The 24,079-nt window shown below is 64.3% G+C and carries 23 protein-coding genes and 1 pseudogene; 11 read left to right on the top strand and 13 right to left on the bottom strand.

Translation table 11 applies throughout. The features are described 5' to 3' along the window. Positions 1-61: 61 nt before the first annotated feature. The 7 genes from AC1RLZ_RS06725 (at position 62) to mutL (ending at position 7,446) form a co-directional block, all read left to right on the top strand. Positions 62-775 (top strand): hypothetical protein, encoded by a 714-nt coding sequence (locus tag AC1RLZ_RS06725; protein WP_493187978.1) that lies wholly within the window; start codon positions 62-64, stop codon positions 773-775. Positions 776-904: 129 nt separating this feature from the next. Continuing rightward, a complete protein-coding gene (locus AC1RLZ_RS06720) occupies positions 905-2,302 on the top strand; it encodes a M16 family metallopeptidase (RefSeq protein ID WP_493187977.1) in 1,398 nt (465 codons plus the stop codon). A gap of 5 nt (positions 2,303-2,307) precedes the next feature. Next, the gene (locus AC1RLZ_RS06715) at positions 2,308-3,669 is read left to right on the top strand and encodes a M16 family metallopeptidase (protein ID WP_493188010.1); all 1,362 of its coding nucleotides are present in this window, start codon (positions 2,308-2,310) and stop codon (positions 3,667-3,669) included. Between the two features lie 8 nt (positions 3,670-3,677). Beyond that, positions 3,678-4,580: a ketopantoate reductase family protein gene (locus AC1RLZ_RS06710; RefSeq protein ID WP_493187976.1), complete on the top strand. Its 903-nt coding sequence runs from the start codon at positions 3,678-3,680 to the stop codon at positions 4,578-4,580. A gap of 48 nt (positions 4,581-4,628) precedes the next feature. Beyond that, entirely contained in the window at positions 4,629-5,045 is a 417-nt protein-coding gene (gene arfB / locus AC1RLZ_RS06705) for an alternative ribosome rescue aminoacyl-tRNA hydrolase ArfB (protein ID WP_493187975.1), read from the top strand. 45 nt (positions 5,046-5,090) lie between these two features. Further along, positions 5,091-5,486, top strand: a complete 396-nt coding sequence (locus AC1RLZ_RS06700) for a VOC family protein (RefSeq protein ID WP_493187974.1) — start codon at positions 5,091-5,093, stop codon at positions 5,484-5,486. A gap of 139 nt (positions 5,487-5,625) precedes the next feature. Next, positions 5,626-7,446, top strand: coding sequence for a DNA mismatch repair endonuclease MutL (gene mutL / locus AC1RLZ_RS06695; RefSeq protein WP_493187973.1), 1,821 nt, complete (start codon positions 5,626-5,628; stop codon positions 7,444-7,446). A gap of 68 nt (positions 7,447-7,514) precedes the next feature. On the opposite strand, the gene AC1RLZ_RS06690 is transcribed toward mutL, so the two are convergent. The 3 genes from AC1RLZ_RS06690 to AC1RLZ_RS06680 all read right to left on the bottom strand — a co-directional run bounded on the left by AC1RLZ_RS06690 (position 7,515) and on the right by AC1RLZ_RS06680 (position 10,860). Next, positions 7,515-7,904 (bottom strand): VOC family protein, encoded by a 390-nt coding sequence (locus tag AC1RLZ_RS06690; RefSeq protein WP_493187972.1) that lies wholly within the window; start codon positions 7,902-7,904, stop codon positions 7,515-7,517. A 121-nt stretch (positions 7,905-8,025) separates the two neighbouring features. Then, positions 8,026-8,580, bottom strand: coding sequence for a 16S rRNA (guanine(966)-N(2))-methyltransferase RsmD (rsmD, locus tag AC1RLZ_RS06685; RefSeq protein ID WP_493187971.1), 555 nt, complete (start codon positions 8,578-8,580; stop codon positions 8,026-8,028). A gap of 3 nt (positions 8,581-8,583) precedes the next feature. Next, positions 8,584-10,860: a pseudouridine synthase gene (locus AC1RLZ_RS06680; protein ID WP_493187970.1), complete on the bottom strand. Its 2,277-nt coding sequence runs from the start codon at positions 10,858-10,860 to the stop codon at positions 8,584-8,586. A 160-nt stretch (positions 10,861-11,020) separates the two neighbouring features. Here AC1RLZ_RS06680 and AC1RLZ_RS06675 point away from each other — a divergent pair, with 160 nt between their 5' ends. Beyond that, on the top strand, positions 11,021-11,467 hold the full coding sequence (locus AC1RLZ_RS06675) for a nucleoside deaminase (protein ID WP_493187969.1): 447 nt from the start codon (positions 11,021-11,023) through the stop codon (positions 11,465-11,467). On the opposite strand, the gene AC1RLZ_RS06670 is transcribed toward AC1RLZ_RS06675, so the two are convergent. Continuing rightward, a complete protein-coding gene (locus tag AC1RLZ_RS06670) occupies positions 11,438-11,689 on the bottom strand; it encodes a DUF6894 family protein (protein ID WP_493187968.1) in 252 nt (83 codons plus the stop codon). The genes AC1RLZ_RS06675 and AC1RLZ_RS06670 overlap by 30 nt on opposite strands. Positions 11,690-11,760: 71 nt before the next feature. Then, complete coding sequence (purD, locus tag AC1RLZ_RS06665; RefSeq protein WP_493187967.1) at positions 11,761-13,044, bottom strand: phosphoribosylamine--glycine ligase; 1,284 nt, start codon at positions 13,042-13,044, stop codon at positions 11,761-11,763. An 83-nt stretch (positions 13,045-13,127) separates the two neighbouring features. On the opposite strand from purD, the gene xseA reads away from it, so the two are divergent. Both xseA and AC1RLZ_RS06655 read left to right on the top strand, forming a co-directional pair. Then, positions 13,128-14,732: an exodeoxyribonuclease VII large subunit gene (xseA, locus tag AC1RLZ_RS06660; RefSeq protein WP_493187966.1), complete on the top strand. Its 1,605-nt coding sequence runs from the start codon at positions 13,128-13,130 to the stop codon at positions 14,730-14,732. A 118-nt stretch (positions 14,733-14,850) separates the two neighbouring features. After that, entirely contained in the window at positions 14,851-15,078 is a 228-nt protein-coding gene (locus AC1RLZ_RS06655) for a DUF2093 domain-containing protein (RefSeq protein ID WP_371423696.1), read from the top strand. 101 nt (positions 15,079-15,179) lie between these two features. Here AC1RLZ_RS06655 and lpxK read toward each other — a convergent pair whose 3' ends face one another. From lpxK to AC1RLZ_RS06625, 6 genes and pseudogenes are all read right to left on the bottom strand, one after another. Continuing rightward, complete coding sequence (gene lpxK, locus AC1RLZ_RS06650; RefSeq protein WP_493187965.1) at positions 15,180-16,190, bottom strand: tetraacyldisaccharide 4'-kinase; 1,011 nt, start codon at positions 16,188-16,190, stop codon at positions 15,180-15,182. Then, positions 16,183-17,520, bottom strand: coding sequence for a 3-deoxy-D-manno-octulosonic acid transferase (locus tag AC1RLZ_RS06645; RefSeq protein ID WP_493187964.1), 1,338 nt, complete (start codon positions 17,518-17,520; stop codon positions 16,183-16,185). Before AC1RLZ_RS06645 ends, lpxK begins: the two co-directional genes overlap by 8 nt. Then, entirely contained in the window at positions 17,480-18,193 is a 714-nt protein-coding gene (locus AC1RLZ_RS06640; RefSeq protein WP_493187963.1) for a lysophospholipid acyltransferase family protein, read from the bottom strand. Before AC1RLZ_RS06640 ends, AC1RLZ_RS06645 begins: the two co-directional genes overlap by 41 nt. Further along, a complete protein-coding gene (locus AC1RLZ_RS06635; protein ID WP_371423692.1) occupies positions 18,190-18,435 on the bottom strand; it encodes a DUF4170 domain-containing protein in 246 nt (81 codons plus the stop codon). Before AC1RLZ_RS06635 ends, AC1RLZ_RS06640 begins: the two co-directional genes overlap by 4 nt. A gap of 61 nt (positions 18,436-18,496) precedes the next feature. Then, positions 18,497-19,305, bottom strand: a pseudogene (locus tag AC1RLZ_RS06630) (3'(2'),5'-bisphosphate nucleotidase CysQ). Beyond that, positions 19,292-20,692 carry a TldD/PmbA family protein gene (locus AC1RLZ_RS06625; RefSeq protein ID WP_493187962.1) on the bottom strand — a complete coding sequence of 467 codons (1,401 nt, stop codon included), beginning with the start codon at positions 20,690-20,692 and terminating at the stop codon, positions 19,292-19,294. The pseudogene AC1RLZ_RS06630 and the gene AC1RLZ_RS06625 overlap by 14 nt, the downstream one beginning before the upstream one ends. Positions 20,693-20,976: 284 nt before the next feature. On the opposite strand from AC1RLZ_RS06625, the gene AC1RLZ_RS06620 reads away from it, so the two are divergent. Next, positions 20,977-21,501 (top strand): DUF6101 family protein, encoded by a 525-nt coding sequence (locus tag AC1RLZ_RS06620; protein WP_493187961.1) that lies wholly within the window; start codon positions 20,977-20,979, stop codon positions 21,499-21,501. A 29-nt stretch (positions 21,502-21,530) separates the two neighbouring features. On the opposite strand, the gene AC1RLZ_RS06615 is transcribed toward AC1RLZ_RS06620, so the two are convergent. Together AC1RLZ_RS06615 and AC1RLZ_RS06610 are read right to left on the bottom strand one after the other, a co-directional pair. Next, positions 21,531-22,967: an FAD-binding oxidoreductase gene (locus AC1RLZ_RS06615; RefSeq protein ID WP_493187960.1), complete on the bottom strand. Its 1,437-nt coding sequence runs from the start codon at positions 22,965-22,967 to the stop codon at positions 21,531-21,533. Between the two features lie 18 nt (positions 22,968-22,985). Further along, positions 22,986-23,981 carry a Bug family tripartite tricarboxylate transporter substrate binding protein gene (locus tag AC1RLZ_RS06610; RefSeq protein ID WP_493187959.1) on the bottom strand — a complete coding sequence of 332 codons (996 nt, stop codon included), beginning with the start codon at positions 23,979-23,981 and terminating at the stop codon, positions 22,986-22,988. Positions 23,982-24,079 lie beyond the last annotated feature (98 nt).

The following is a 24,079-nucleotide window of genomic DNA, read 5'->3' as shown; positions in this document are numbered from 1 at the left end:
ACCGCAGCAGGATTTCTCGGATTCTTGCCGATCCGCCAGATATTTGAACAGGATGAACACGATGCGCGAGACCGAAACCGGTTGGGCTCTGCACACTTCATCGGGCGCCTGGATGCGCGCCCTGCGCCTCACCGCCGTTGCCGTTAGCGTTGGTCTCGTGATGTCCGCTGGCGCTGCACGCGCCCAGGATGCCGAGGAAGAAGACCAGCCGTTCGAGCAGAAGGTCATCAAGCAGATCATGACCGGTCTCGGCGGCACCAATATGGAAAACACCGGCATCGACTACCGCGAGCGCTCGCCGCTGGTGGTCCCGCCGAAGATCGACCTGCCGCCGCCGGATGCCAAGGGCCCTGCGCCTGTCGCGAACTGGCCGAAGGATCCCGACGTGCAGCAGCGCCGCGCAGCCGCCGCCAACGCCAAGACCGGACGCCCCGAAGAAGTGCTGGAAGCCGCGCGTCCGTTGACCCCGCGCGAAATGGCGCCGAAGCGTGCACGTGGCGCCTCGTCCGCTGTGGACAATTCCTCGCCCGGCGATCCGAACAAGAACATCGTGCTGAGCCCGAAACAGCTTGGCTATGAAGGCGGACTGTTCAAGAACATGTTCGGCAGCAACAAGGGTGAGACCGCCGAGTTCAAGGGCGAGCCGACACGCGAGTCGCTGACCCAGCCGCCGGCCGGTTACCAGACGCCTGCCTCGGGCTATGCCTATGGCACCGGGCCGAAGGAAACCATGAAGAACGATTACAATATCAACCCGATGACGGGTAAGTTCTGATCGCAGCGCTCCCGTTGCGCCGCCGTTCCAAAGACGTCCTTTCACTGCGATCAGCCTGCACGCGCGGATGTGTTCCGCGCGATAGCTTGGTGACGCCTTTCCCCATGCTTTGGAGCTGCTAGCCCCGCCATGACCTCATCATTCCGACTTGCCGCACGATCCGTCGCAGTCGTCGCCTTGCTGCTGGCTCCCGCCTTCACCATGTCGGGCGCTCGGGCGCAGACGGTGACATCGAATCCGCCGACCACTTTCAAGCTCGCCAACGGCATGCAGGTCGTCGTGATCGAAGATCACCGCACACCCGTCGTGACGCAGATGATCTGGTACAAGGTCGGTTCCGCCGACGAGACACCCGGCAAATCGGGCCTGGCGCATTTCCTCGAACACCTGATGTTCAAGGGCACAGCGAAACATCCGGCCGGCGAGTTCTCGCAGACGGTGCAGCGCATCGGCGGCAACGAGAACGCCTTCACCTCCACCGATTACACCGGCTACTACCAGCGGGTCACCAAGGACCAGCTCGGCCGGATGATGGAATTCGAGGCCGATCGCATGACCGGCCTCGTGCTGAAGGACGAGAACGTCCTGCCCGAGCGCGACGTCGTGCTCGAAGAATACAATATGCGCGTCGCCAACAGCCCGGATGCGCGCCTGTCCGAACAGATCATGGCAGCGCTCTATCTCAACCATCCCTATGGCCGCCCGATCATCGGCTGGCATCAGGAAATCGAGAAGCTCGACCGTGAGGACGCGCTCGCCTTCTACAAGCGCTTCTATGCACCGAACAATGCCACGCTGATCATCGCGGGCGATGTCGATGTGGCGGAGATCCGCCCGATGGTGGAGCGCACCTATGGCGTCGTCCCGGCGCAGCCGTCGATCCCCGAGCGGCGCATGCGCCCGCAGGAGCCGACACCCGCCGCTCCCCGCGCCGTGACCCTGTCCGATCCGCGCGTCGAACAGAGCAGCATCCGTCGCTACTATCTCGTCCCGTCCGCCACCACCGCCGCAGCCGGCGAAAGCCAGGCCCTCGATGTGCTCGGCCAGTTGATCGGCGGCGGCGCCAATTCATATCTCTACCGTGCGCTGGTGGTCGACAAGCAGCTCGCGATCAATGCCGGCGCCAGCTATCAGGGCACGGCGCTGGACAGCGCGCAATTCATGATCTCCGCCTCGCCGCGGCCCGGCGTCGATTTCGCCGAGATCGAAAAGACGATGGATGCGGTGATTGCCGACCTCGCGACAAATCCCGTTCCCGCTGCCGACCTCGAACGCGTCAAGACGCAGCTCGTGGCCGAAGCGATCTATGCGCAGGACAATCAGGCCTCCCTGGCCCGCTGGTATGGCGCAGCCCTCACTACCGGCCTCAGTGTCGAGGACATTCGCAGCTGGCCCGACCGCATCAAAACGGTGACGGCCGAACAGGTGCGCGCCGCGGCGCAAGCCTGGCTCGAGAAGAAGCGCTCGGTCACCGGCTATCTGGTCAAGGATACATCTGCGCCAAAGCGCGAGGAGAAGCGGTCGTGAACATGATGTTGCGCAACGCCCGCCGCGTCGGCTTCGCCGTCGCCACCGTTCTCTCTTTCGCTTCACTGACGGCAGCGCCATCCCATGCCGCGGCGAAGATCCAGCATCTGGTCACCCCGGGCGGCATCGAAGCCTGGTTCGTGCAGGATGCGACCGTGCCCTTGATCGCCATGGAATACGCCTTCGGCGGCGGCGCGGCGCAGGACCCCAAGGACAAGTCCGGCACCGCCAACATGGTCGCCAGCCTGATGGACGAAGGCGCAGCCGATCTCGACTCCAAGACTTTCCATGAACGTCTGGATCGCCGCGCCATCGAACTCAGCTACAACGCCCAGCGCGATTACTTCCGCGGCTCGCTGCGCATGCTGAAGGACAATCGCGATGAAGCCTTCGACCTGCTGCGATTGTCGCTGACACAGCCGCGCTTCGACAGCGCCGATGTGGAGCGCATCCGCGCGCAGATCCTGTCCGGATTGCGCCGCGAGACCACCAATCCCAGTTCGATCGCCACCCGCAAGTTTCTCGAACTGGCCTTCGGCGATCATCCCTACAGCCGTCCATCGAATGGTAGCCTCACTGAAGTCCCTGGCATCACCATCGACGATATCAAGGCCTACAAGGCGCGTGTCATCGCCAAGGACACACTGAAGGTGGCCGTGGTCGGCGACGTCGATCCCGCGACACTGAGCAAGCTGCTCGACGAGACCTTCGGTGGCCTGCCCGCAAAAGCCAGCCTGACGCCGGTCCCCGAGGTCGTTGCCGCCAAGCCGCCGCAGAAGAGCTTCGTCACGCTCGACGTGCCGCAGACCGTGGTGACCTTCGGCAGCCCCGGCATCAAGCGCGACGATCCGAACTTCATGGCCGCCTATATCGTCACCCACATTCTCGGCGGCGGCACCCTGTCCTCGCGGCTCTATCACGAGGTGCGCGAGAAACGCGGACTGGTCTATTCGGTGTCCGGCTCGCTGCTGTGGATGCAGCATTCCGGCATCTATATCGGCAACACCGCCACCCGTGCCGATCGCGCCACCGAAACGGTCGATACCGTGACCAGCGAAGTGAAGCGCATCGCCGAGCAGGGCCCGACCCAGCAGGAACTGGACGAAGCCAAGTCCTATCTCAAGGGCTCGCAAATGCTGGCGCTCGATACGTCATCGAAGCTCGCCGGCGCGCTGCTGCAATACCAGCTCGACAAGCTGCCGATCGATTACATCGAGAAGCGCAATGCGATCGTCGATGCGGTCACGCTGGATCAGGCCAGGGCTGCAGCCAAGAAGCTGTGGGCCGATGGCCTGCTGACCGTCGTGGTCGGACGCGCGCCGCAAGCAGCCGCAGCGCCGGTGGTCCCGGCGCCGAAGGCCAACTGAGCGCCGACATGCAGATCGCGGTGATCGGCGCTGGCGCGGTTGGCTGCTACTACGGCGCCAAGCTGCTGCGCGCGGGTCACGACGTCACTCTGATCGGCCGACAGGCGCATGTGGATGCCATCAATGCGCGTGGCCTGCATTTCGAGAGCGCCGAATTCACCGGCTTCATTCCGGCCAGGGCGACGACGGACGTCGCGAGTCTGACGCCGCCGGATCTCGTGCTGTTCGCGGTGAAATCGGGCGATACGGACAGCACGGCAGTAACGCTGAAGCCCGTCCTCAAGGCCGATACGATCGTGCTCAGCCTGCAGAACGGCGTGGACAATCCGCAGCGCCTGCGCGCCATCCTCAGCCAGCCGGTGATTGCCGCGGCGGTCTATGTGGCCGCGGAGATGCCGGGCGCGGGCCATATCAAACATAACGGACGCGGCGAGCTGATCATCGGTGCTTCGCCCCAAAGCGAAGCGCTGGCAAAGCTGATGTCCGATGCCGGCGTGCCGACAGCCATCGCCGGCGATATCGACGCGGTGCAGTGGTCCAAGCTCATCAACAATTGCGCCTATAACGCGCTGTCGGCGGTGGCCGGCATTGCCTATGGCGAGATGTTCAAGGTCGATGGCGTCCCCGATATCGTGACCAATGCCGTTACCGAATGCCTGGCGGTGGCGCGCGCCTGCGGCGTGTCGCTGCCCGCCGATCTGCTGGACAAGACCCTCGGCCTCGCCGCCAGCATGCCGTTTCAGCAATCGTCGACCTCGCAGGATCTCGCCCGCGGCAAGCCATCGGAGATCGACTTCCTGAACGGCTTCATCGTCCGCAAGGGCGCCGAGCATGGCATCCCGACGCCGACGAACCATGCCCTGCAGGTCATGGTGAAGCTGGTCGAACGCAGCGGGTCGCGGCGGTCCTGACGGCGCACAGGCTTGCCCGGACGGCCGGCGGATGTGCTACGGAGGATCATGCTCCGCATCACGCGCTCCATTGCCATCGACGAGGACGATATCGAGATCGTCTTCGTCCGCGCGTCCGGTCCCGGCGGGCAGAACGTCAACAAGGTCTCCACCGCTGCGCAATTGCGCTTCGATACAACGAAGCTGACGCTGCCGGAGGACACCACGATCCGCTTGCGCACCCTCGCCGGCCAGCGCATGACCAAGGACGGCGTGATCGTGATCCATGCCCAGCGCTTCCGCACCCAGGAGCGCAACAAGGCCGACGCCATCGAGCGGCTGGTCCAACTGATGCAGGAAGCCGCCTTCCGCCAGGCGCCCCGGCGGGCCACCAAACCCACGCTCGGTTCGAAGATGCGCCGCCTCGACGGCAAGAAGCGCCGCAGCGATATCAAGGCCGGCCGCGGCGGCCGTTTCGACGATTGAGCCGCGGCGCCACCTCCAAACCTGTCTGATCAAGGACCTGTCCCGATGGCCAAACCCGTTCATTCGATGATCCGCGTGCTGGACGAAGCGCGCTCATTGGACTTCTACCAGCGCGCATTCGGACTGGAGATCGCCGATCGCATCGCATTTCCCGACTTCGCGCTGATCTATCTCCGCCATCCGTCCTCGCCCTTCGAGCTGGAACTGACGGTGAATTTCGACCGCACCGAGCCCTATGCGCTAGGTGACGGCTACGGGCATCTCGCGGTTGTCGTCGACGACGTCGCTGCGGAACATGCCCGTTTCGCGCAGGAAAAACTGACCGCCGGGCCACTGCGCGAGCTGAACCACGGCGGTAAACTCCTCGCCCGCTTCTTCTTCGCCACCGATCCCGATGGCTACAAGATCGAGGTGATCCAGAAGGGCGGCCGATTCGCGTAATCGCCGGGGGAAAATCGGGCCTGTCGCGGGGACAGCCGGACCGGCTGGCCCTAGAATGGGGCAATCAGGCTCCTAAGTGAGCGTCAGGCGCAAACCGCCCGGATTCGTCCGTCACCCACCCCGACATCACAGCACCTCCATGCCCGTTCGCCAGCTCCCAGAAACCATCGTCAACCGCATCGCCGCCGGCGAAGTGGTGGAGCGGCCGGCCAGCGTCGTGAAGGAACTGGTGGAGAACGCCATCGATGCCGGCGCCAGCCGGGTCGAGATCTTCACCGATGGCGGCGGGCGGCGGAAGATCGCCATCACCGATGACGGCGGCGGCATGACTCATGCCGATCTTATGCTCGCGATGGACCGCCACGCCACCTCGAAGCTCGATGACGAGGACCTGCTGCAGATCCGCACGCTGGGCTTTCGCGGCGAGGCGCTGCCCTCCATCGGCTCCGTGGCGCGGCTGAGCATCACCACGCGCCACGCCTCGGAGCCCCATGCCTGGTCGCGCACCGTCGACGGCGGGGAGAAGTCTGACATCGCGCCGGCCGCGCTCACCCAGGGCACCCGCGTCGAGGTCAGCGATCTGTTCTACGCGACGCCTGCCCGGCTGAAATTTCTCAAGACCGACCGCACCGAGGCCGAAGCGATCCGCGAGGTTGTCCGCCGCCTCGCGATGGCGCGGCCGGACATCGCCTTCACCATGGCCGGCGAGGAACGCGCGCCGGTGACATGGGCGGCTGCCCTGCCCGGTCCGGCCGGACAGTTGACGCGGCTCGGTGACATTCTCGGACCCGAGTTTCGCCTCAGCGCCATCGAGGTGCGCAGCGAACGCGAAGGTGTGGTGGTCGAAGGTTTTGCCGCAGCGCCATCGCTGACCCGCGCCAATGCGCTTGGGCAGTATCTGTTCGTCAATGGCCGCCCGGTCCGCGACAAGCTGATCATCGGCGCGGTGCGCGCGGCCTATTCGGATTATCTGCCCCGCGACCGCCATCCGATCGTCGCGCTGTTCGTCACGCTCGACCCGCAGGAGGTCGATGCCAATGTGCATCCGGCCAAGACCGAGGTGCGTTTCCGCAATGCCGGACTGGTGCGCGGACTGATCGTGCATGCGCTGAAGGAAGGCCTGGCCCGCGAAGGACGTCGCACCGCGGCCAATAGCGACGGCGCCGTGCTGGACTCGTTCCGCCCCAACTTCGCACCCAATTTCGCGCCGCGCCCGAATGCCAATTGGGACTGGAAGCGATCACCCGCTCTTCCGGTTAGCCCCATGCCGGGTTTCGATGGCTCGGCTGCCTTTGCCGAGCGGAGCCAGGCGGCCTTCGATGTCGGCACGCCCACGGCCGATGTGCGTTTCGAGGAAACGTCGCAGACTGACCTGATCGATCGGCCGCTCGGTGCGGCGCGCGCGCAGGTACATGAGAACTACATCATCGCGCAGACCCGCGACGGCATGATCGTGGTCGATCAGCATGCCGCGCATGAACGCATCGTCTATGAGCGATTGAAGGCATCGCTGGCTGCCAATGGCGTGCAACGGCAGATCCTGCTGATCCCCGAGATCGTCGAAATGGACGAGGCCATCGTGGAGAAACTGTTCGACCGCGCCGAGGAACTCGCAAGCTACGGCCTCGCCATCGACAGTTTTGGCCCCGGTGCCATCGCCGTGCGCGAAACGCCGTCACTGCTCGGCAAGATCAACGCCGCGTCGCTGCTGCGCGATCTCGCCGAGCACATGGCCGAATGGGACGAAGCGCTGCCGCTGGAGCGCCGGCTGCTGCATGTGGCAGCCACCATGGCCTGCCATGGTTCGGTGCGCTCAGGCCGACGGCTGCGGCCCGAGGAAATGAACGCACTGCTGCGCGAGATGGAAGACACGCCCAATTCCGGCCAGTGCAATCACGGCCGGCCGACTTATGTCGAGCTCAAGCTCAGCGATATCGAGAAGCTGTTCGGGCGGAGGTGATCTCTTATCCTTCCCTCAAGCGTCGCGGAGCTACGCGCAGTGGGGAGGGATAAGGAAGCGCGCTCGGCTCACGTATATTTCGGATCGCGTTCCAAGAGCTCGATCGACACACCCTGCGGCGCACGAATGAAACAGATGCGCAGGCCCGGCTTGAGCGTATGCGGCTCCTTGGTGAATTCCACGCCCTTGGCCTTCAGCGATGCGGCCACCGCATCGATGTCCTTCACCTTCAGGCCGAAATGGTCGAGGCCCTGATAGGGCGTCACCGGCGGCGGGTTGACGCCCATCTCCGGCGTTACCGGTGCCAGGAAGATCAGGCCGCCGCCGAGCTTGATGTCGATGCGGCCGGGCGCGCGCAGAATCTCGGCACCGAGCATGTCGGCGAACCATTGCGCGGTGGCTTCGGTGTCCGGCGTGCGGATATGGACGTGATCCCAGGTGTATTCAATCGCGGACATCGGCATGATCCTCATCTTGCAGGATGGGTCGGCGTAGCGAAACCCATCATTTGTGGTGCTTGTGGTCGATGGGTTTCGATCGGCGCTGACGCGCCTTCTCTCTACCCATCCTACGAACTCATCATATCGCGCGCAGAAATGTAAACTCGGTATCGTCATAGGCGCGGCGCTCGAGTTCTTCAAACCCGTCCGGTGCCGCGAACGCCGCATCCTTCGCTTCTTCCACCACCAGCAGCGCATCCGGCGTCAGCCAGCCGCCATTGCGCAGCGAGTTCAGCGATTTCTCGGCGAGCTTCATGCGATAGGGCGGATCGAGGAACACCAGCGAAAACGGCTCGACCGGATGTGCGGGACCGAGATCGGCGGCATCGCGGCGATAGACCTTGGTCACGCCGCCAAGACCGAGCGCCTCGACATTGTTGCGCAACAACGCACGCGCCTCGGAGCCGTTGTCGACGAACAGCGTGAACTTTGCACCGCGCGACACGGCCTCGATGCCGAGCGCGCCGGTGCCGGCAAACAGATCGAGCACGCGCGCGTCCAGAATCGGATTCTCATAAGCGTGGATCAGGATATTGAACAGCGCCTCGCGCAGGCGATCCGCCGTGGGGCGGATCGCCTGAGTCGTGGGCGATGCGATGTTGCGGCCCTTCAGCCGGCCACCGACGACGCGCATGGATCACTCGTCTCGCGGCTTCAGATCGCGCTTGCCGTGATAGCCGCGCTTCGGCTTCTTTGGCGGACCGCCGAAGGTGGCCGCGTCCTCGTTGCGGGCGCGCGACTCTTCCGAGCCGGCACGCTGCACCAGGATGCGACGGCCCTTGCGGTCTTCCACCGTGGAGCGCTTCAGCACCGGCTTCTTCACGATCACCGGATCGAGCGACACGTCGCCCTTGCTCGGCAGCTGGCGACCGAAATCGGCGCCGGAGGCTTCCGCGATCTTCTCACCGAGCTGTTCGCGCAGCACGCGGGTCTTCACCTCGTCGACCTGTCCCTCTTCGATTTCACCAAGCTGGAACGGACCGTAGGAGATGCGGATCAGGCGGTTCACTTCGAGGCCGAGATGCGCCAGCACGTTGCGCACTTCGCGGTTCTTGCCTTCGCGGATTGCAAAGACGATCCAGACATTGGCACTCTTGTCGCGCTCCAGCGTCGCATCGATCGAGCCGTATTTGACGCCGTCGACCTCGACGCCGTTCTTGAGCTCATTGAGCTGCGCCTGGGTGACTTCGCCATGCGCACGAACGCGATAGCGACGCAGCCAGCCGGTCTCCGGCAGTTCGAGCGTGCGCGCGAGACCGCCGTCATTGGTGAGCAGCAGCAGGCCTTCCGTGTTGAAATCGAGCCGGCCGATGGAGATCAGGCGCGGCAGGCCCTCGGGCAAATGATCGAACACCGTCGGCCGCCCCTCGGGATCGGCATGGGTCGTCATCAGGCCACGCGGCTTGTGATACAGGAACAGGCGCGTGCGCTCCGGCGCCGGCAACGGCTTGCCATCCACGGTGATGACATCGTTGGTCGAGACATCGAGCGCTGGTGAGTTGATCACGCGGCCGTTGACGGCGACGCGGCCCTGCGTGACCCATTCCTCGGCATCGCGGCGCGAGCACAGGCCCGCGCGCGACACGACCTTGGCGATACGCTCGCCGGCCTTCTTTGCAGCGGGAAGGCGCGCCGGACGACGCTGCTCGGGATCGCGCTCGCGATATTCACCGCGACCACCAAAGGCGGGACGCTTCGCAAAGATCCTGCTGTCGTCCTCGTTCTCACGACGCGGACGCTCGTCGCCATCGCGACGCTCGCTGCGACCATGCTCCTGCCAGTCGGTGCGACCGCGGGGCTCGCGCGGACGATCGAAGCTCGGGCGATCTTCTCGCGGACGCGAGAAACGCGGACGCTCGCTATCGCCACGCTCCGGGCGGTCCTCGCGCGGACGCTCGAAGCGCGGCTTGTCGAATTTCGGCCGATCGAAATTGCGCGCGCCATCGCGCGGCGGACGCGCGCTGCGGCTGCCACGATCATCCGAGCCGCCTTCGCGCTTCTGCCAGGGCTTCTGTTCGCTGCGATCAGGGCCGCGCTCGAAATCACGCCCACCACGATCGGGACGATCGCCAAAGCTCTTGCGCGGGCCGCCGCGATCCGGCGCACCACGGGAGAATTTCTTGTCGCCGCCGAACTTCTTCTCGGCGCTGAAGGGCCGGTCGCCGCGCGGACGATCGCCTTGCGGGCGATCACTGCGCTCACGCTGCGGCCGATCGTTGCGATCACCTTGCGGCCGATCAAAGCGCGGACGCGGACGGTCACCATCGCCGCCGCGAAAACCTTCGCCGCGCGGCGTATAGGGGCGCTTCTCACCGCCGCCATCGCGCGGCGCGTATGGCTTTCGCTCGCCGAACTTCTTGTCGGAGAAGCGTCCGGCCGGACGCGCATCGCCGCGGTCGCCGCGCGGGGCGCGGTCATCCCTGTTGAAATTCGGACGGTCGCCACGCGGGGAATCTCCACGCGGGCTGTAGGGACGCTTGTCGCCGCCACCGGCGCCGGCGCGCGGCGAATAGGGCCGCTTCTCGCGGTCACCGAAATCCTTGCGCGGGCCGCGATCCGGGCGATCGCCACCACCGCTGCGCGCGGGACGATCGTCGCGGTTGAAGCGGGCCGGACGAGCGTCGTCACGATCGCGACGCGGCGCATCACCATAGTCACGGCGCGGCGCGCGGTCGTCATCGCGCTTGCCCGCGTAAGGCCTGGCGCCGAAGGACTTGCCACCGGAAGGCTTGCCACCAAAGGAACGCTTCTCGCCACCGGCACCTGCCGGTTTCGGTGCATAGGTGCCATCGCGCTTGGCGAATTTCTTCTCGGGACCACGTGCGGCGCCGGAGCGGCCCTTGCCGGCTCCGCCTTTTCCGCCCGGAGGACGGCCGCGCGAGGGGCCGTTGTTTTTGTCGTTGTCGCGGGGCATGAAGGGTCTCACTGCAGCGGAAGCTGAATTGGGTTGAGCGGTGCGGAAACGGTTCGCGGGCCGAAAATGCGCGCTCATTGGGGCGCATTGTCACGCAAAACCAGTATCCACTTTTGCTGAATGCAACTCCGTAGCAGAGTTTTGCGCAGGAAACGAGCCGTTGACCGCACCTTCTTTCATGGATTTGGCGCTGAAGGTGGCCGAAAGTGCCGGAAATGCCGGCGAAGTGCCGATCGGCTGCGTCATCGTCGGGAATAACGAGGTGATCGCCACCGCCGGCAATCGCACCATCCGGGACCGCGACCCGACCGCCCATGCCGAGGTGCTGGCGATCCGGGAGGCCGCAGCCAGGCTCGGCAGCGAGCGGCTGGTCGATTGCGATCTCTATGTAACCCTGGAGCCCTGCACCATGTGCGCCGGCGCAATCTCCTTCGCCCGGATCCGGCGGCTGTATTACGGGGCTGCCGATCCCAAGGGCGGCGGGGTCGATTCCGGCGTGCGGTTCTTCGCGTCACCGACCTGCCACCACGCGCCGGAGGTCTATCCGTCCGTGGGGGAAACCCAGTCTGCCACCCTGCTACGAGCGTTTTTTAAAGCGCGGCGCTGAGGCTTTGCCGGCAGCAATATCGATGGGAACGCGGGTCACTTCGTGCCCGTCCTCGTGAATGACGCAAATGTGGCGCGCATGGTCCTGATGCGTCGCCGACCGTGCGCTGAGTCCATCGGCAATCACATTAGCCTGCGCAATCGCTTCGGCGTCACTGCGCAGCTCCTGACCAGCGTGGTCGCGCTTTGTCGTGCCGTTCTTGAGGTCGAAGTAATAGTGCACCATGGGTACCTCACAGCCCCATCAACGCGCCATGCAACCTTCGGTTCCCCGAACAGCACCCCAGGGTACCGTTATTTGCCCTTGCGCTCGCGCGCGACCGCCTGCCAGCCAATATCGCGGCGGCAGAAACCTTCCGGCCAGTTGATCAGGCCGATGGCTTCATAGGCGCGGCGCTGGGCCTCGCCGACGGTTTTGGCCGACGCGGTCACGTTGAGGACGCGCCCGCCATTGGCGAGAATCCAGTCGCCCGAGGCCTTGGTGCCCGCATGAAACACCTCGACGCCCTCGATCTTCTCGGCCCGGTCGAGGCCGGCGATCCGGGTGCCCTTCTCATAGTCGCCGGGATAGCCCTTTGCGGCCATGACCACGGTGAGCGCGGGATCCGGGAACCAGCGGAGGTCGAAATTCTTGAGCTGCCCGTCGCAGGAGGCGATCAGGGCCGGCAGCAGATCCGACATCAGCCGGACCATCAGCACCTGGGTCTCGGGATCACCGAAGCGCGCATTGTATTCGATCAGCTTCGGGCCTTCGTCGGTGATCATCAGGCCGGCGAACAGCACGCCTTTATAGGGCGTGCCCATCGCGCTCATGGCGCGCAGCGTCGGGTAGATGATCTCCTTCATCGTGCGATCGCGGATCGCATCGGTAAACACAGGCGCAGGAGAATAGGCGCCCATGCCACCGGTGTTCGGTCCCTTGTCGCCATCGAAAGCGCGCTTGTGATCCTGCGCGGCGGCCAGCGGCAATGCATGTTCGCCGTCGCACAGCACGAAGAACGAGGCTTCCTCGCCAGTCATGAATTCCTCGACCACGGCTTCCGCGCCGGCTGCGCCGAAGCCGCCGCCCAGCATCATGTCGATGGCGTCTTCCGCTTCCTTCAGCGTCATCGCGACAACGACGCCCTTGCCGGCGGCAAGACCATCGGCCTTGATCACGATCGGCGCGCCCTGCGCGCGGATATAGGCCTTCGCCGCATCCGCATCGCTGAACCGCTCATAGGCGGCGGTCGGAATATTGTTGGCCTTGCAGAGATCCTTGGTGAAGCCCTTGGAGCCTTCGAGCCGCGCGGCGGCCTTGCCCGGCCCGAAGGCCTTGATCCCGACGGCCGCCAGATCGTCGACGATCCCCGCCGCCAGCGGCGCTTCGGGACCAACCACGACGAAATCGACCTTGTTTGTCTGGCAGAAGGCGATCACGGCCGCATGGTCGGCGACATCGAGGGCCACGCATTCGGCCTCCCGGGCGATGCCGGCATTGCCGGGCGCGCACCAGAGCTTGGTCAGCAGCGGAGAGGCGGCGAGTTTCCACGCCAGCGCGTGTTCGCGACCACCGGAACCGAGGAGGAGAATGTTCATGAGAGACTGCCAGACCGGGGGTTTTTGATGGTTGCGACAGCCTTTAGCATGCTAATTCGGTGCCGCAACAGCTCGAGTCCCCGATGCCTAAAACTGCCGCTGCTCCCCTCACGAATTCCACCGAATTCACCGTCTCCGAGCTGTCCTCAGCCCTGAAACGGACGGTGGAGGACGCTTACGGGAACGTGCGGGTGCGCGGCGAGATCTCCGGCTTTCGCGGGCCGCATTCCTCCGGCCACTGCTATTTTTCGCTCAAGGACGAGAGCGCCAAGATCGAGGCGGTGATCTGGAAGGGCGTCCACGGCCGGATGCGGTTCAAGCCGCAGGAAGGCCTCGAAGTCATCGCCACCGGCAAGCTGACCACCTATCCCGGCTCGTCGAAATACCAGATCGTCATCGAAGCCATCGAACCCGCCGGCGTCGGCGCGCTGATGGCGCTGATGGAAGAGCGCAAGCGCAAGCTTGGCGCGGAAGGCCTGTTTGACGAAGCGCGCAAGCAGTTGCTGCCATGGCTGCCGGAAGTGATCGGCGTCGTGACGTCGCCCACCGGCGCGGTCATCCGCGACATCCTGCATCGGCTGGAAGACCGCTTCCCGCGCCGCGTGCTGGTGTGGCCGGTGAAGGTGCAGGGCGAAGGCTCGGCCGAACAGGTCGCGGCAGCCATCCATGGCTTCAATGCACTGCCGGAAGGCGGCACGATTCCGCGACCGGATCTGCTCATCGTCGCGCGCGGTGGTGGTTCGCTGGAAGACCTGTGGTCGTTCAACGAAGAAATCGTCGTGCGTGCCGCAGCGGAGAGCATGATCCCGCTGATCTCGGCCGTCGGCCACGAGACCGATATCACGCTGATCGATTTTGCCGCCGACAAGCGCGCGCCGACACCGACGGCCGCTGCCGAAATGGCGGTGCCCGTGCGCGCCGAACTGATGGTGGAAATATCAGGTTTCGAGCGCCGGATGATGCTGTGCTGGCAGCGCGGGCAGGAATCCCGCCGCAACGAGCTGCGCGCTGCAGCGCGTGCCTTGCCCGACCTCAGCGAGTTGCTCGCCATTCCGCGCCAGCGTCTCGATGGCGCGAGCGCGTCGCTGCCGCGCGCGCTGAAGGCCAATACACACGCGCATCATCGCCGCTTCGCGCAGGCCAGTGCCGGCCTCACGCTGCGCGTGCTACGCGCACAGATCGCCCATGCCACGCAGCGCCTGACGGTATCGGGCGAACGGTTGAGCCTCTCGGCGCGTGCGCTGCTTCGGCAGCGGCGCGATCGTTTTGCCGGACTGGAAGTGCGGCTGAAAGCCTCGAAGCTGGCCAATGCGCAGGCGCAGCGCAATGCCATCACACGCGACCGGGAACGTGCGTTGCGTCTTGCCGAACGCGCCCGCCGCGCGCTGATGACGCTGGTGCAGCGCCAGCAGGCGCGCGTCCAGGCATCGAGCCAGCTACTGTCAGCCCTCTCCTATCGCAGCGTGCTGGCGCGCGGCTTTGCGCTGGTGCGCGACGAGCAAGGCGCGGCGCTGCATGCCGCCGCCGCTGTCGGAGCGGGCGCCCGCCTGAGCATCGAATTTGCGGATGGACGCATCGGCGTGACCGCAGATGGCGACCGCACAGCGCCTGCTCCGCGCGAGGCCAAGCCTGCGGCGCCGGCCGCGCCGAAAAAGGCGCCTAAGATCGATCAGGGCAGCCTGTTCTAGAGTCGCGCAGTCGTCTTTAACGGGCGACGCTGCGGCCTTATTTATGCTACGACAAGACGACATTCAGGGCCGGTGACGATCCGGCAAAACGACTTAGTGACGATCCAGGAGACCAGCCGTGCTGAACAAATTTGGCCCTCCGGGCCACGGCGAAGCCCAGTTGCAATATCTCGATGGCGATTTCCGCGTGGTCTCGCCTGGCACCTATGTGATCTGCGCCATCACCGGCGAGCGCATTCCGCTCGACGAGCTGAAATACTGGAGCGTCGACCGGCAGGAAGCCTATGCTGTGCCGAACGCGGTGCTCGCGCGGCATTATCCGGACGCGGTGAAGGGTCAGAAGTAAGGCCGCAGGATGGATAGAGCGCAGGCACACTTGCGCCGGCGCGAAACCCATCAATCAAACGCGACAGAAGTGATGGGTTTCGCGAAGACGCTCACCCCATCCTACGATCTCAGCGTCTTCACTCTTGCCTGATTGAGCTTCTCAATCACCAAAGCCTGCAGCGCCGCCTTGTCCTCGAAGACCAGCGTAACGGCAAACGGCACGATCTCTGCTGCGACCGGCATGATGCGCAGCTTGACGGCGTCCTTCTCCGTCGTCACCAGCGTCAAGCCATCGCGCTTCGCTTGCAGGACCAGCGCATCGATCTCGCCGGGCGCATACGGGTGGTGATCGGCGAAGGCCTTTTCTACCGCGACATCCACACCGGCGAGACGCAACGTCCGGAAGAAGCGTTGGGGATCGCCGATTCCCGCAAAGGCCATCACGCGCTTGCGGCGCAGGGCAGCCACTGATGTCTCGTCCGGTACGAGACGCGCCGTCAGCACCGGGCCGCCCCTGCCGGCGACCAGTGCAGCGACACCCGTCGCCGCAACGCCATCGCCGATCACGACAAGCGCATCGGTGCGTGCGATCTGCAGATCGAGCGGCGCGCGCAAAGGCCCCGCTGGCAACACGCGTCCGTTGCCGAGACCACGATTGCTGTCGATCACGATCAGCGAAGCATCCTTGGCGATCGCGGGATTCTGGAAGCCGTCATCCATCACGATGACGCTTGCACCGGTCGAGCGCGTCAGCGCTGCGCCCGCGACGCGATCCCCGGAGATCACCACCGGCACCTGACGCGCCATCATCAACGGCTCGTCGCCGACATCCGCAGCCACGTGCCTTGCCGGATCGACTTTCACCGGGCCGCGCAGCCGGCCGCCATAGCCGCGGCTCAGCACCACCGGCGTCTCGCCGAGATCGCGCAGCACCTGCACCAGCGCCAGCGTGGTGGGTGTCTTGCCGGCGCCGCCGACGTGATAATTGCCCACGCAGAGAACGGGAATGCCGACATCGACGCCCTTGCGCGCCATGCGGCTGCCAGCGATCTCGCCATAGATCGCGCCAAGCGGCATCAGCAGACGCGACAGCCATGTCGACGGCGGCTGCCAGAACGCCGGCTCACGCATCGTGGGCTCCTGCCTCAAGCCGGAGCTGCAGCAGATAGGGCTCCAGCGCATGCAGGGTACGATCGAGCGCGCCGCCGAGCCGTTCGACGACACGCTGCCCGGCATCGATGGAGGCTTCACGCGCCGCATCGTTGCCGAGCATCTGGCCTAGTTGTTTGACGAGTTGCTCCGACGAGCCAGCGAGCTTCGCGCCGCCGGCACCATCGAGCGCGTCATAGACATCGGTGAAATTGAACACATGCGGGCCGTGCACCACGGATGCACCGAGCTTCACCGCCTCGATCGGATTCTGTCCGCCATGCGGCACCAGCGAGCCGCCGATGAACACCACCGGCGACAGGCGATAGAACAGGCCGAGCTCGCCCATGGTGTCGGCGACATAGATATCGGTGCCTGCATGCGGCAATTCCTCGCGCGACCGCAAGGCTGCCTGCGCACCTGCCACCGTGATCATCTGCGCGATATCCGCGCCGCGATGGGCATGGCGCGGCACGATGATGGTCAGCAATTTCGGGAAGAAGCTGATCAGCGTCTTGTGGGTCTCGAGGATGATTTCCTCTTCGCCGGGATGCGTCGACGATGCGACGATGACGGGGCGACCGCGCGTTACCGCCATGAGCTTGTCCAGCTTCACAGTGTCGCCGGGCGGTGCCTGCACGTCGAGCTTCAGGTTGCCTGTGACGAGGACGCTGCGCGACCCCAATGCGCTGAAGCGCTCGGCGTCGGTTTCGGACTGCGCCAGGCAAATCTCGAAACGGCCGAGCAACGCGCCGATGGTTGCCGAGAATTTCTGCCAGCGTGGAAACGAGCGCTGCGACATGCGGGCATTGATCAGCACCATCGGCAGCCGGCGCTTGGCGGCGGAGATGATGAGGTTCGGCCAGAGATCGCTCTCGATGAACAGTGCCAGACTCGGCTTCCAGTGATCGAGGAAGCGCGCCACGAAACGCGGTGAATCATAGGGAATGTATTGGTGGATGATATCGGTCGGGAATCGCTTGGCGATGATCTCGGCCGAGGTGACCGTGCCCGAGGTCAGCAGGATGCGCATGCCCAGCGCCCGCAGCCGCTCGATCAGTGCCGCTGCCGCCAATACCTCGCCGACGCTGGCGCCGTGAATCCAGACCAGCGGCCCGGCGGGGCGCTCAATCTGCGAGATGCCGCGGCGCTCGTCGAGGCGCGCGGGATCTTCCTTGTTCTTCTTCAACCGTTGCTGGATCAGGATCGGCGCCAACGGCGACAGCGCCGCAGACAGTCTGCGATAGGCGCGCAGCGTGATCGGCAGAGCGTTAGCCACGACCCGCACCTTCCGGTCGACCCACCGCGTCATAGGCGCGCTGGGTGACCTCGTTCAGCGTGGCCTCGAGCTGCAGGCGCAACGTCTCCATCGTGGCGCCGTCGGCATCGGCCGGGACACTGATCGGCTCGCCGCCGACCAGCACACCGCGGCCGAACGGAAGATTGATGGTGGTGCGATCCCAGTTGTTGAGCTGGACGTAGCGGCTGGTGGCCATGGCAAACGGCATGATCGGCCGGCCGCTTTCGCGCGCCAACATGATGATGCCCATGCCGGCGACGCGCGAACGCTTCGGCACGTCGGCGGTCAGCGCCATGTTGATGCCGCGCTCCAGCACCCGCACCATCTCCTTGAACGCACCGACGCCGCCCTTGCGATGAAACGCGCCGCCATGATCGCCGGAACCGCGAACGGTCGCGATGCCGAGCCGCTCGGCGGCCAGCGCGTTGAACTCGCCGTCGCGATGCTTGGAGATCAGCACCGCGCCGCGATAGTCCTTCTGCCGGATGAACGGCGTCATGAAATGCTGGCCATGCCAGAACGCCAGGATGACCGGCATCTGCGGCTCGACGATGTCATAGACATCGACGGGATCGAAGGTGAAGGTGTTGGTCTTCCAGACCAGCCGCAAAAATTCGGCCGCGAGAAAACCCGCGGCGCGCTGAACCCAGCTGCTGCGCAGCGTGTTTCGAAGCAGTCGTTTCAAGCGGTCGGCTTCGCGTCTTGACCCGGATCGAGCAGCCGATGGAGGTGGACGATAAAGTAACGCATGTGGGCGTTGTCGACGGTCTGCTGCGCCTTGGCCTTCCAGGCCACGAAGGCGGAAGCGTAATTCGGATAGATGCCGACGATTTCAACCTGGCTGAGATCCTTGAACGTCGTCTCTTTCAGGTTGGTCAGCTCGCCCCCGATGACCAGATGAAGCAGTTGCTGTGGTGTGTCCGACATGAATCCTGTTCCTGCAGCGAACGGCTGCGATCAGATAAGTCAAAGATAATGGTGCTGCCGGTTAGATCCGGCGATTTTTGAACTGCTCAACGATGTAAGCATGACGTTCGGCCCCCGCTGCGACCAGCAATCCGTGCGTCACTTCCCGGCGATTATAAAGGATCGGTTCGCCCGAAAGCTCGGTCATCTTACCATTCGCTTCGTGGACGATCAAATCCGCGGCGGCCAGATCCCAGTCCCGGCTCTGCCCCCGGCAAAAGCCGCATCCAGCCGGCCATTGGCAATCCAGCACAACCGCAGCGCCAGCGAGCCGATTCGCGGATAGAGGGTGATGTCTTCCCTGGGATGGACCATTCGCTCGACCAGCGGCTTCGGACCGGCGACGCGAGAGAAATCCATCTCTGTGCCCATGGTCGCCCCAACCGGAACGCCGTTGCAGGTGGTACCCTGCCCCCTGACCGCCAGGAAAAATTCATCTGTGGATGGCGCGAATACCGCTGCCATCACAGGCCGGGCATCCTCGACCAGGGCGACACAGACGCACCAGTCCTCGCGCCCGGCGAGATAGCTGCGGGTACCGTCGATCGGATCGATGATCCAGGTCAGACGCTTGCCGAGCCGTGTCGCATCGTCCGCGCTCTCCTCGGAGAGCCAGCCATAACCAGGCGTCGCCGCGCGGAGCCGCTTTTCGATCAGATCGTTGACGGCGATATCCGCTTCCGAGACGGGGGAGGATTCGCCCTTGGTCCATTTCCTGAGTTCTGTACCGAACATTGCGAGGCCGAGCTCGCCGGCCGCTCGCACTGTGTCCGCCATCAGGACAACATCGTGCGCGAGCCGTTTGTCTGTATCGAGATCAGCGTCCGGCAATCGTCAGTCCCTCGACGCGCACGGTCGGCGCGTTGACGCCGTATTTGAAAGTGAGGTCGTTCGCAGGCGTCATCGACTTGAAGATCTCGAACAGATGACCGGCAATAGTGATCTCGCTCACCGCGTAAGTCAGCTTGCCGTTCTCGATCCAGAATCCGCCGGCACCGCGGCTGTAGTCGCCGGTCACGCCATTGACGCCGGAGCCGATCAGATCGGTGACGTAAAAGCCTTCCTTGATATCGGCGATCAGGTCTTCGGGGCTCACATCGCCGGCTTCCATGTGCAGGTTATACGCGCCGGGCGATGGTGACGACGACACGCCGCGATGGGCATGACCGGTGGTGGTCATGCCAAGCTCGCGCGCGGTGGCGCAATCCAGCAACCACGTCGTGAGCACGCCGCCGTCGATGATCGCCTGCTGCTTCGTCGCGACACCTTCGGCATCGAAGGACTGCGAGCGCAACCCGCGCACGCGCAGGGGATCGTCGATGATACGGATATTGCTGCTGAACAACTGCTTGCCGAGACTGTCCTTCAGGAACGTGGTCTTGCGCGCGACGGACGCGCCATTGGCGGCGCCGATGACGTGACCGACCAGCGAGTTCGAAACGCGCGGATCGTACACCACCGGCACCTTGCAGGTCGGCACCTTGCGCGGATTGGCCCGCGCCACCGTACGTTCGCCTGCGAGCTTGCCGACGCTGGCCGGCGACTCCAGATCGGACGCATGGAGCGCCGAGGTGAAAGCGTAGTCGCGCTCCATATTGGTGCCGTCGCCAACGATGGCGGTCATCGAGACGCCCTGGCTCGATCGCAAATAGGAGCCGTGGAAACCGGTCGAGGTGACAAGCACCATTCCGCCGATGCCGGTGGACGCCGATGCGCCGCCGGACTTGGTCACGCCTTTCACCGCGAGCGCCGCCGCTTCGGCTTCCACCGCACGGCGTTCGAGTTCGCTCACCGACGGCACGACGGGATCGAGCAGATCGAGCTTCGGAAAATCCCGGGCGAGCAGCGCGGGATCCGCAAGGCCGACATATTGATCATCAGGTGCGACGCGCGCCATCGCGACAGCACGTTCCGCCAGTTGCGCGACATTGTCGCCGGACATGTCATTGGTGGAGATTACCGCCTGACGGCGGCCGACGAACACACGCAATCCCATGTCGTCGCCTTCCGAACGCTCGGAGGCTTCGACCTTGCCGTCGCGCACTTCGACGCCATGCGACACCCCGCGCACCGCGACCGCATCCGCGGCATCCGCGCCGGCCTTCCTGGCAGCTTCGACGAGACGCTGCGCCAGCGTGGAGAGTACGGACTGATCGAGCAGATCGGTATTGTCGGATTTCGTGGAGACAGACGACGATGCGTTTGGTGAAGAGTTCACGAACAAAATCCCAACATTGAGAGACGATTTCAACAGATCCGAAGCGGCGGTGGCCGCTGCTAGAGATGTGCTTATTTCACAGGGACTTCAAGCATTTGCCGGGCCGAAAAGGAAAGAATTTCAGGGCTCTCGCAACGGTTCGTCAATCATGCCTGCCAAGCTTCTGTCAATCATGAAGGGCAGTCGGATTCGATTAACCAGGCTTTTTAAGCCGATTCCGAACCGGCTCTGGCAAGCTCTCTCCATCGACCGGGAACATAATTCCGGCGGGGAGATAAAAAGCCGTGAGGCATCAAACAGCGACAGGTGGGGCCCATGCCCCGGGATCGAGCAGCGCATTGCGGCTCGATCCCCATTCACTTCCGGTTCGTTTCGAGGCGCATGATACCCGCGCCGACGGAGCGGTCCGCCATATCGAACTGCATCGTACCCGGGTCGTCCTGCATCGGGCCGTCAGCGGCATGCGCATGGCGATCAATGTGCGCGTCAGCGACTTTCTCGGCGTCACCCTGCGCGGTCTCGACGACGGCAAGATGCTGATGCTCGCGCATCGCGATCCGTCACTGTCGATTCCATTGCTGGTCAGTTCCGACCGCGAAGAGATCGACATGGCCTGGCAGATGTGGAGCGAGATCTTCGCGCTTCCGCAATTGCCGGAAGAGAAGACTTACGAACCGTCACAGCGCCGTCGCCGCCGCAATGCGATTCGCGAACGCCGCCCGAAATTTCTGGTGCGTCGTCGTCCCGGTGGATTGCTCGGCGAAGCCGGCATCTACAAAGGTGAGCGCGAGATCATCGCGCGACATTAGGAAGCAGGCAGAATCTCCTGCCGCTTCACTCACGGCAATCGCAAGACCTTGACCGGATTCATCATCCGGTCGGGATCGAACGCAAGCTTCACACGCCGCATCAGATCGAGTTCGACGTCCGACGCATAAAGCGGAAGCCGATCGATATGCATGCGGCCGATGCCGTGTTCGGCACTGATGCTGCCGCCTGACGCAACGCTTTCCTGATGCACGATCGTATTGGCCTCGCCCGCCGCGGCCTCGCGCACATCGGCATCACCGATGTCGTGGGGAAAGACAATAATGACATGGACATTGCCGTCACCGACATGGCCGCAATGAGCGACCTGCGCCCGCGGAAATGTCTTCCGCAAGCGAAGCGTCACGCGGTCGATGAAATCCGGCAGCGCGGAGATCGGCACCGACGTGTCATTTGACACGGTGAAGCCCTCGCGCTTGTTCGATTCCGAAATCGTGTGCCGCAGGTTCCAGATCCGGTCGGCCTTGGCCTGATCGCTGGCGATCACCGCATCGACGATCAGATCGCGCTCCATGGCCGACGCCAGAGCACTCTCGAGACGCTCGACGGGATTCCAGTCGGCGGCGCTGTCGGCCAGTTCGAGCAGCACATACCAGGGATCATCGCCGGCCATCGGGCTGGCATGCCGGGTGCTGTGACGCAGCACGATCTGCAACTGGCTTTGTGACATCAGCTCGAAAGCTTCGAGCCGCGCGCCCGTCGCCTGCTGGATGTGCTGCAACAGTTTCACGGCATCGCCAACCGAGCGGAGCGAGACCATGGCGGTGGCCGATGCCGTCAGCTTCGGATGCAGCTTGAGCACCGCGGCTGTGACAATGCCGAGCGTTCCCTCGGCACCGATGAAGAGCTGTTTCAGATCATAACCGGTATTGTCCTTGCGCAGCGCCTTCAGCCCATTCCAGATCCGCCCGTCGGACAGAACCACTTCGAGGCCCAGCACCTGCTCGCGCATATTGCCATAGCGGAGCACGCCGGTGCCGCCGGCATTGGTGGAGATCAGCCCGCCGATCTCGCAACTGCCGACGCTGCCGAGCAGCACTGGAAACAGACGGTCGTGCTGTTCGGCAAGGGCCCGGACATCTGCGAGGATACAGCCGGCTTCCAGTGTCATCGCATTGTTCAGCGGATCGATCGCGCGCACGCGATTGAGACGCGAGACATTGATGATGAGACAGTCCAATCCGTCCGGCGCAATAGCACCGCCAGTCAAACCGGTATTGCCGGCCTGCGGCACGACGGCGACACCGAAGCGGCGGCAGACGCCCATCAGCGCTGCCACCTCCTCGGTATTTCCCGGCAGTGCTACCGCAAGGGCTGCGCCGCGATAGCGCGCACGCCAATCCTGCTGATAGGGATCGGCATCCGCACCAGTGCGAACATATTTACTACTTATAACTGCGGCCACGGCCGCCAGAAATGCGGCGTGATCGGTGTTCGGTGAGGTCAACGACTATCCTTTCGCGGATTACTCAGCCTTCAAACCCGCAGCCTGAATGATCGGCCCCCACTTCACGCCCTCGGCCTTGACCTGTGCTTCGAGCTCGGCACCGGTCGAGCCCACCGGATCGCCGCTCAGCTCGCGCAATTGCTTCGCCACGTCCGGATCGGCGACGGCCTTGCGAAACTCCGCACTTAACCGCTCCGCAAGCGCCGGCGCCATGCCGGGCGGGCCGAACACCGCGTTCCACGTATAGGTCTCGTAATCAGGCAGGCCGGACTCGGCGATGGTCGGAATATCGGGGAAGGATGGCGACCGCTTCTTGGTGGTGACAGCCAGCGTGCGGATCGAGCCTGCCTTGATGAAGGGTGCTGCGCCGCTGAGCACGTCGAACAGCACCGGGATCTGTCCGCCCATCAGGTCGTTCATGGCCGGCGCGCCGCCGCGATAGGGCACGTGCTCCATCTTCACGCCCGCCTGCACCTTGAACAGCTCGCCGGACAGATTCGGCGGCGTGCCTACCCCGGACGATCCATAGCTGTATTTGGTCGGATCGGCCTTGAGCAGTGCGATCAGTTCCTTGACGGTGGTCGCTTGCACCTGCTTGGACACCATCAGCACATTGGGCACCGTGACCAGCATCGAGATCGCCGTGAAATCCTTCACCGGATCGTAGGGCGGCACCTTCGCCATGAGCGGGTTGATAGTGTGGGTGGAGATGGTGCCCATCAGCAGCGTCAGCCCATCGGGCTTGGCGCGCGCCACCCGCGTGGCACCGACCACACCGCCAGCGCCGCCGACATTTTCAATGAGGATCGTTTGCCCGAGTTGATCGGAGACCTTTCTGGCGACATGCCTGCTGACAATGTCGGTGGCCCCGCCGGCCGCGAAAGGCACGATCAGCGTGATCGGGCTTTTCGGCAGGTCCGCCTGTGCCCAGGCCTGGGTGCCCGGAATCATCATGCTGGACGCCGCAACGGCTGCCGTGCGGCAGAACGTGCGGCGCGTGATCTTGCTCGCCATTGTTTCCCTACCCTTGATGATGTTTTTGTTTCCCACACTGGTTTTCCAGCATTGGGTCTTCCAGCGATCGTCAGAAGGGCATCCATCCATATGGATGA

The organism is Tardiphaga sp. GW822-FHT04G09, assembly GCF_058800725.1.
Note: the sequence above shows the minus strand (reverse complement) of the source record. Positions and strands in the feature narration are given on the sequence as shown.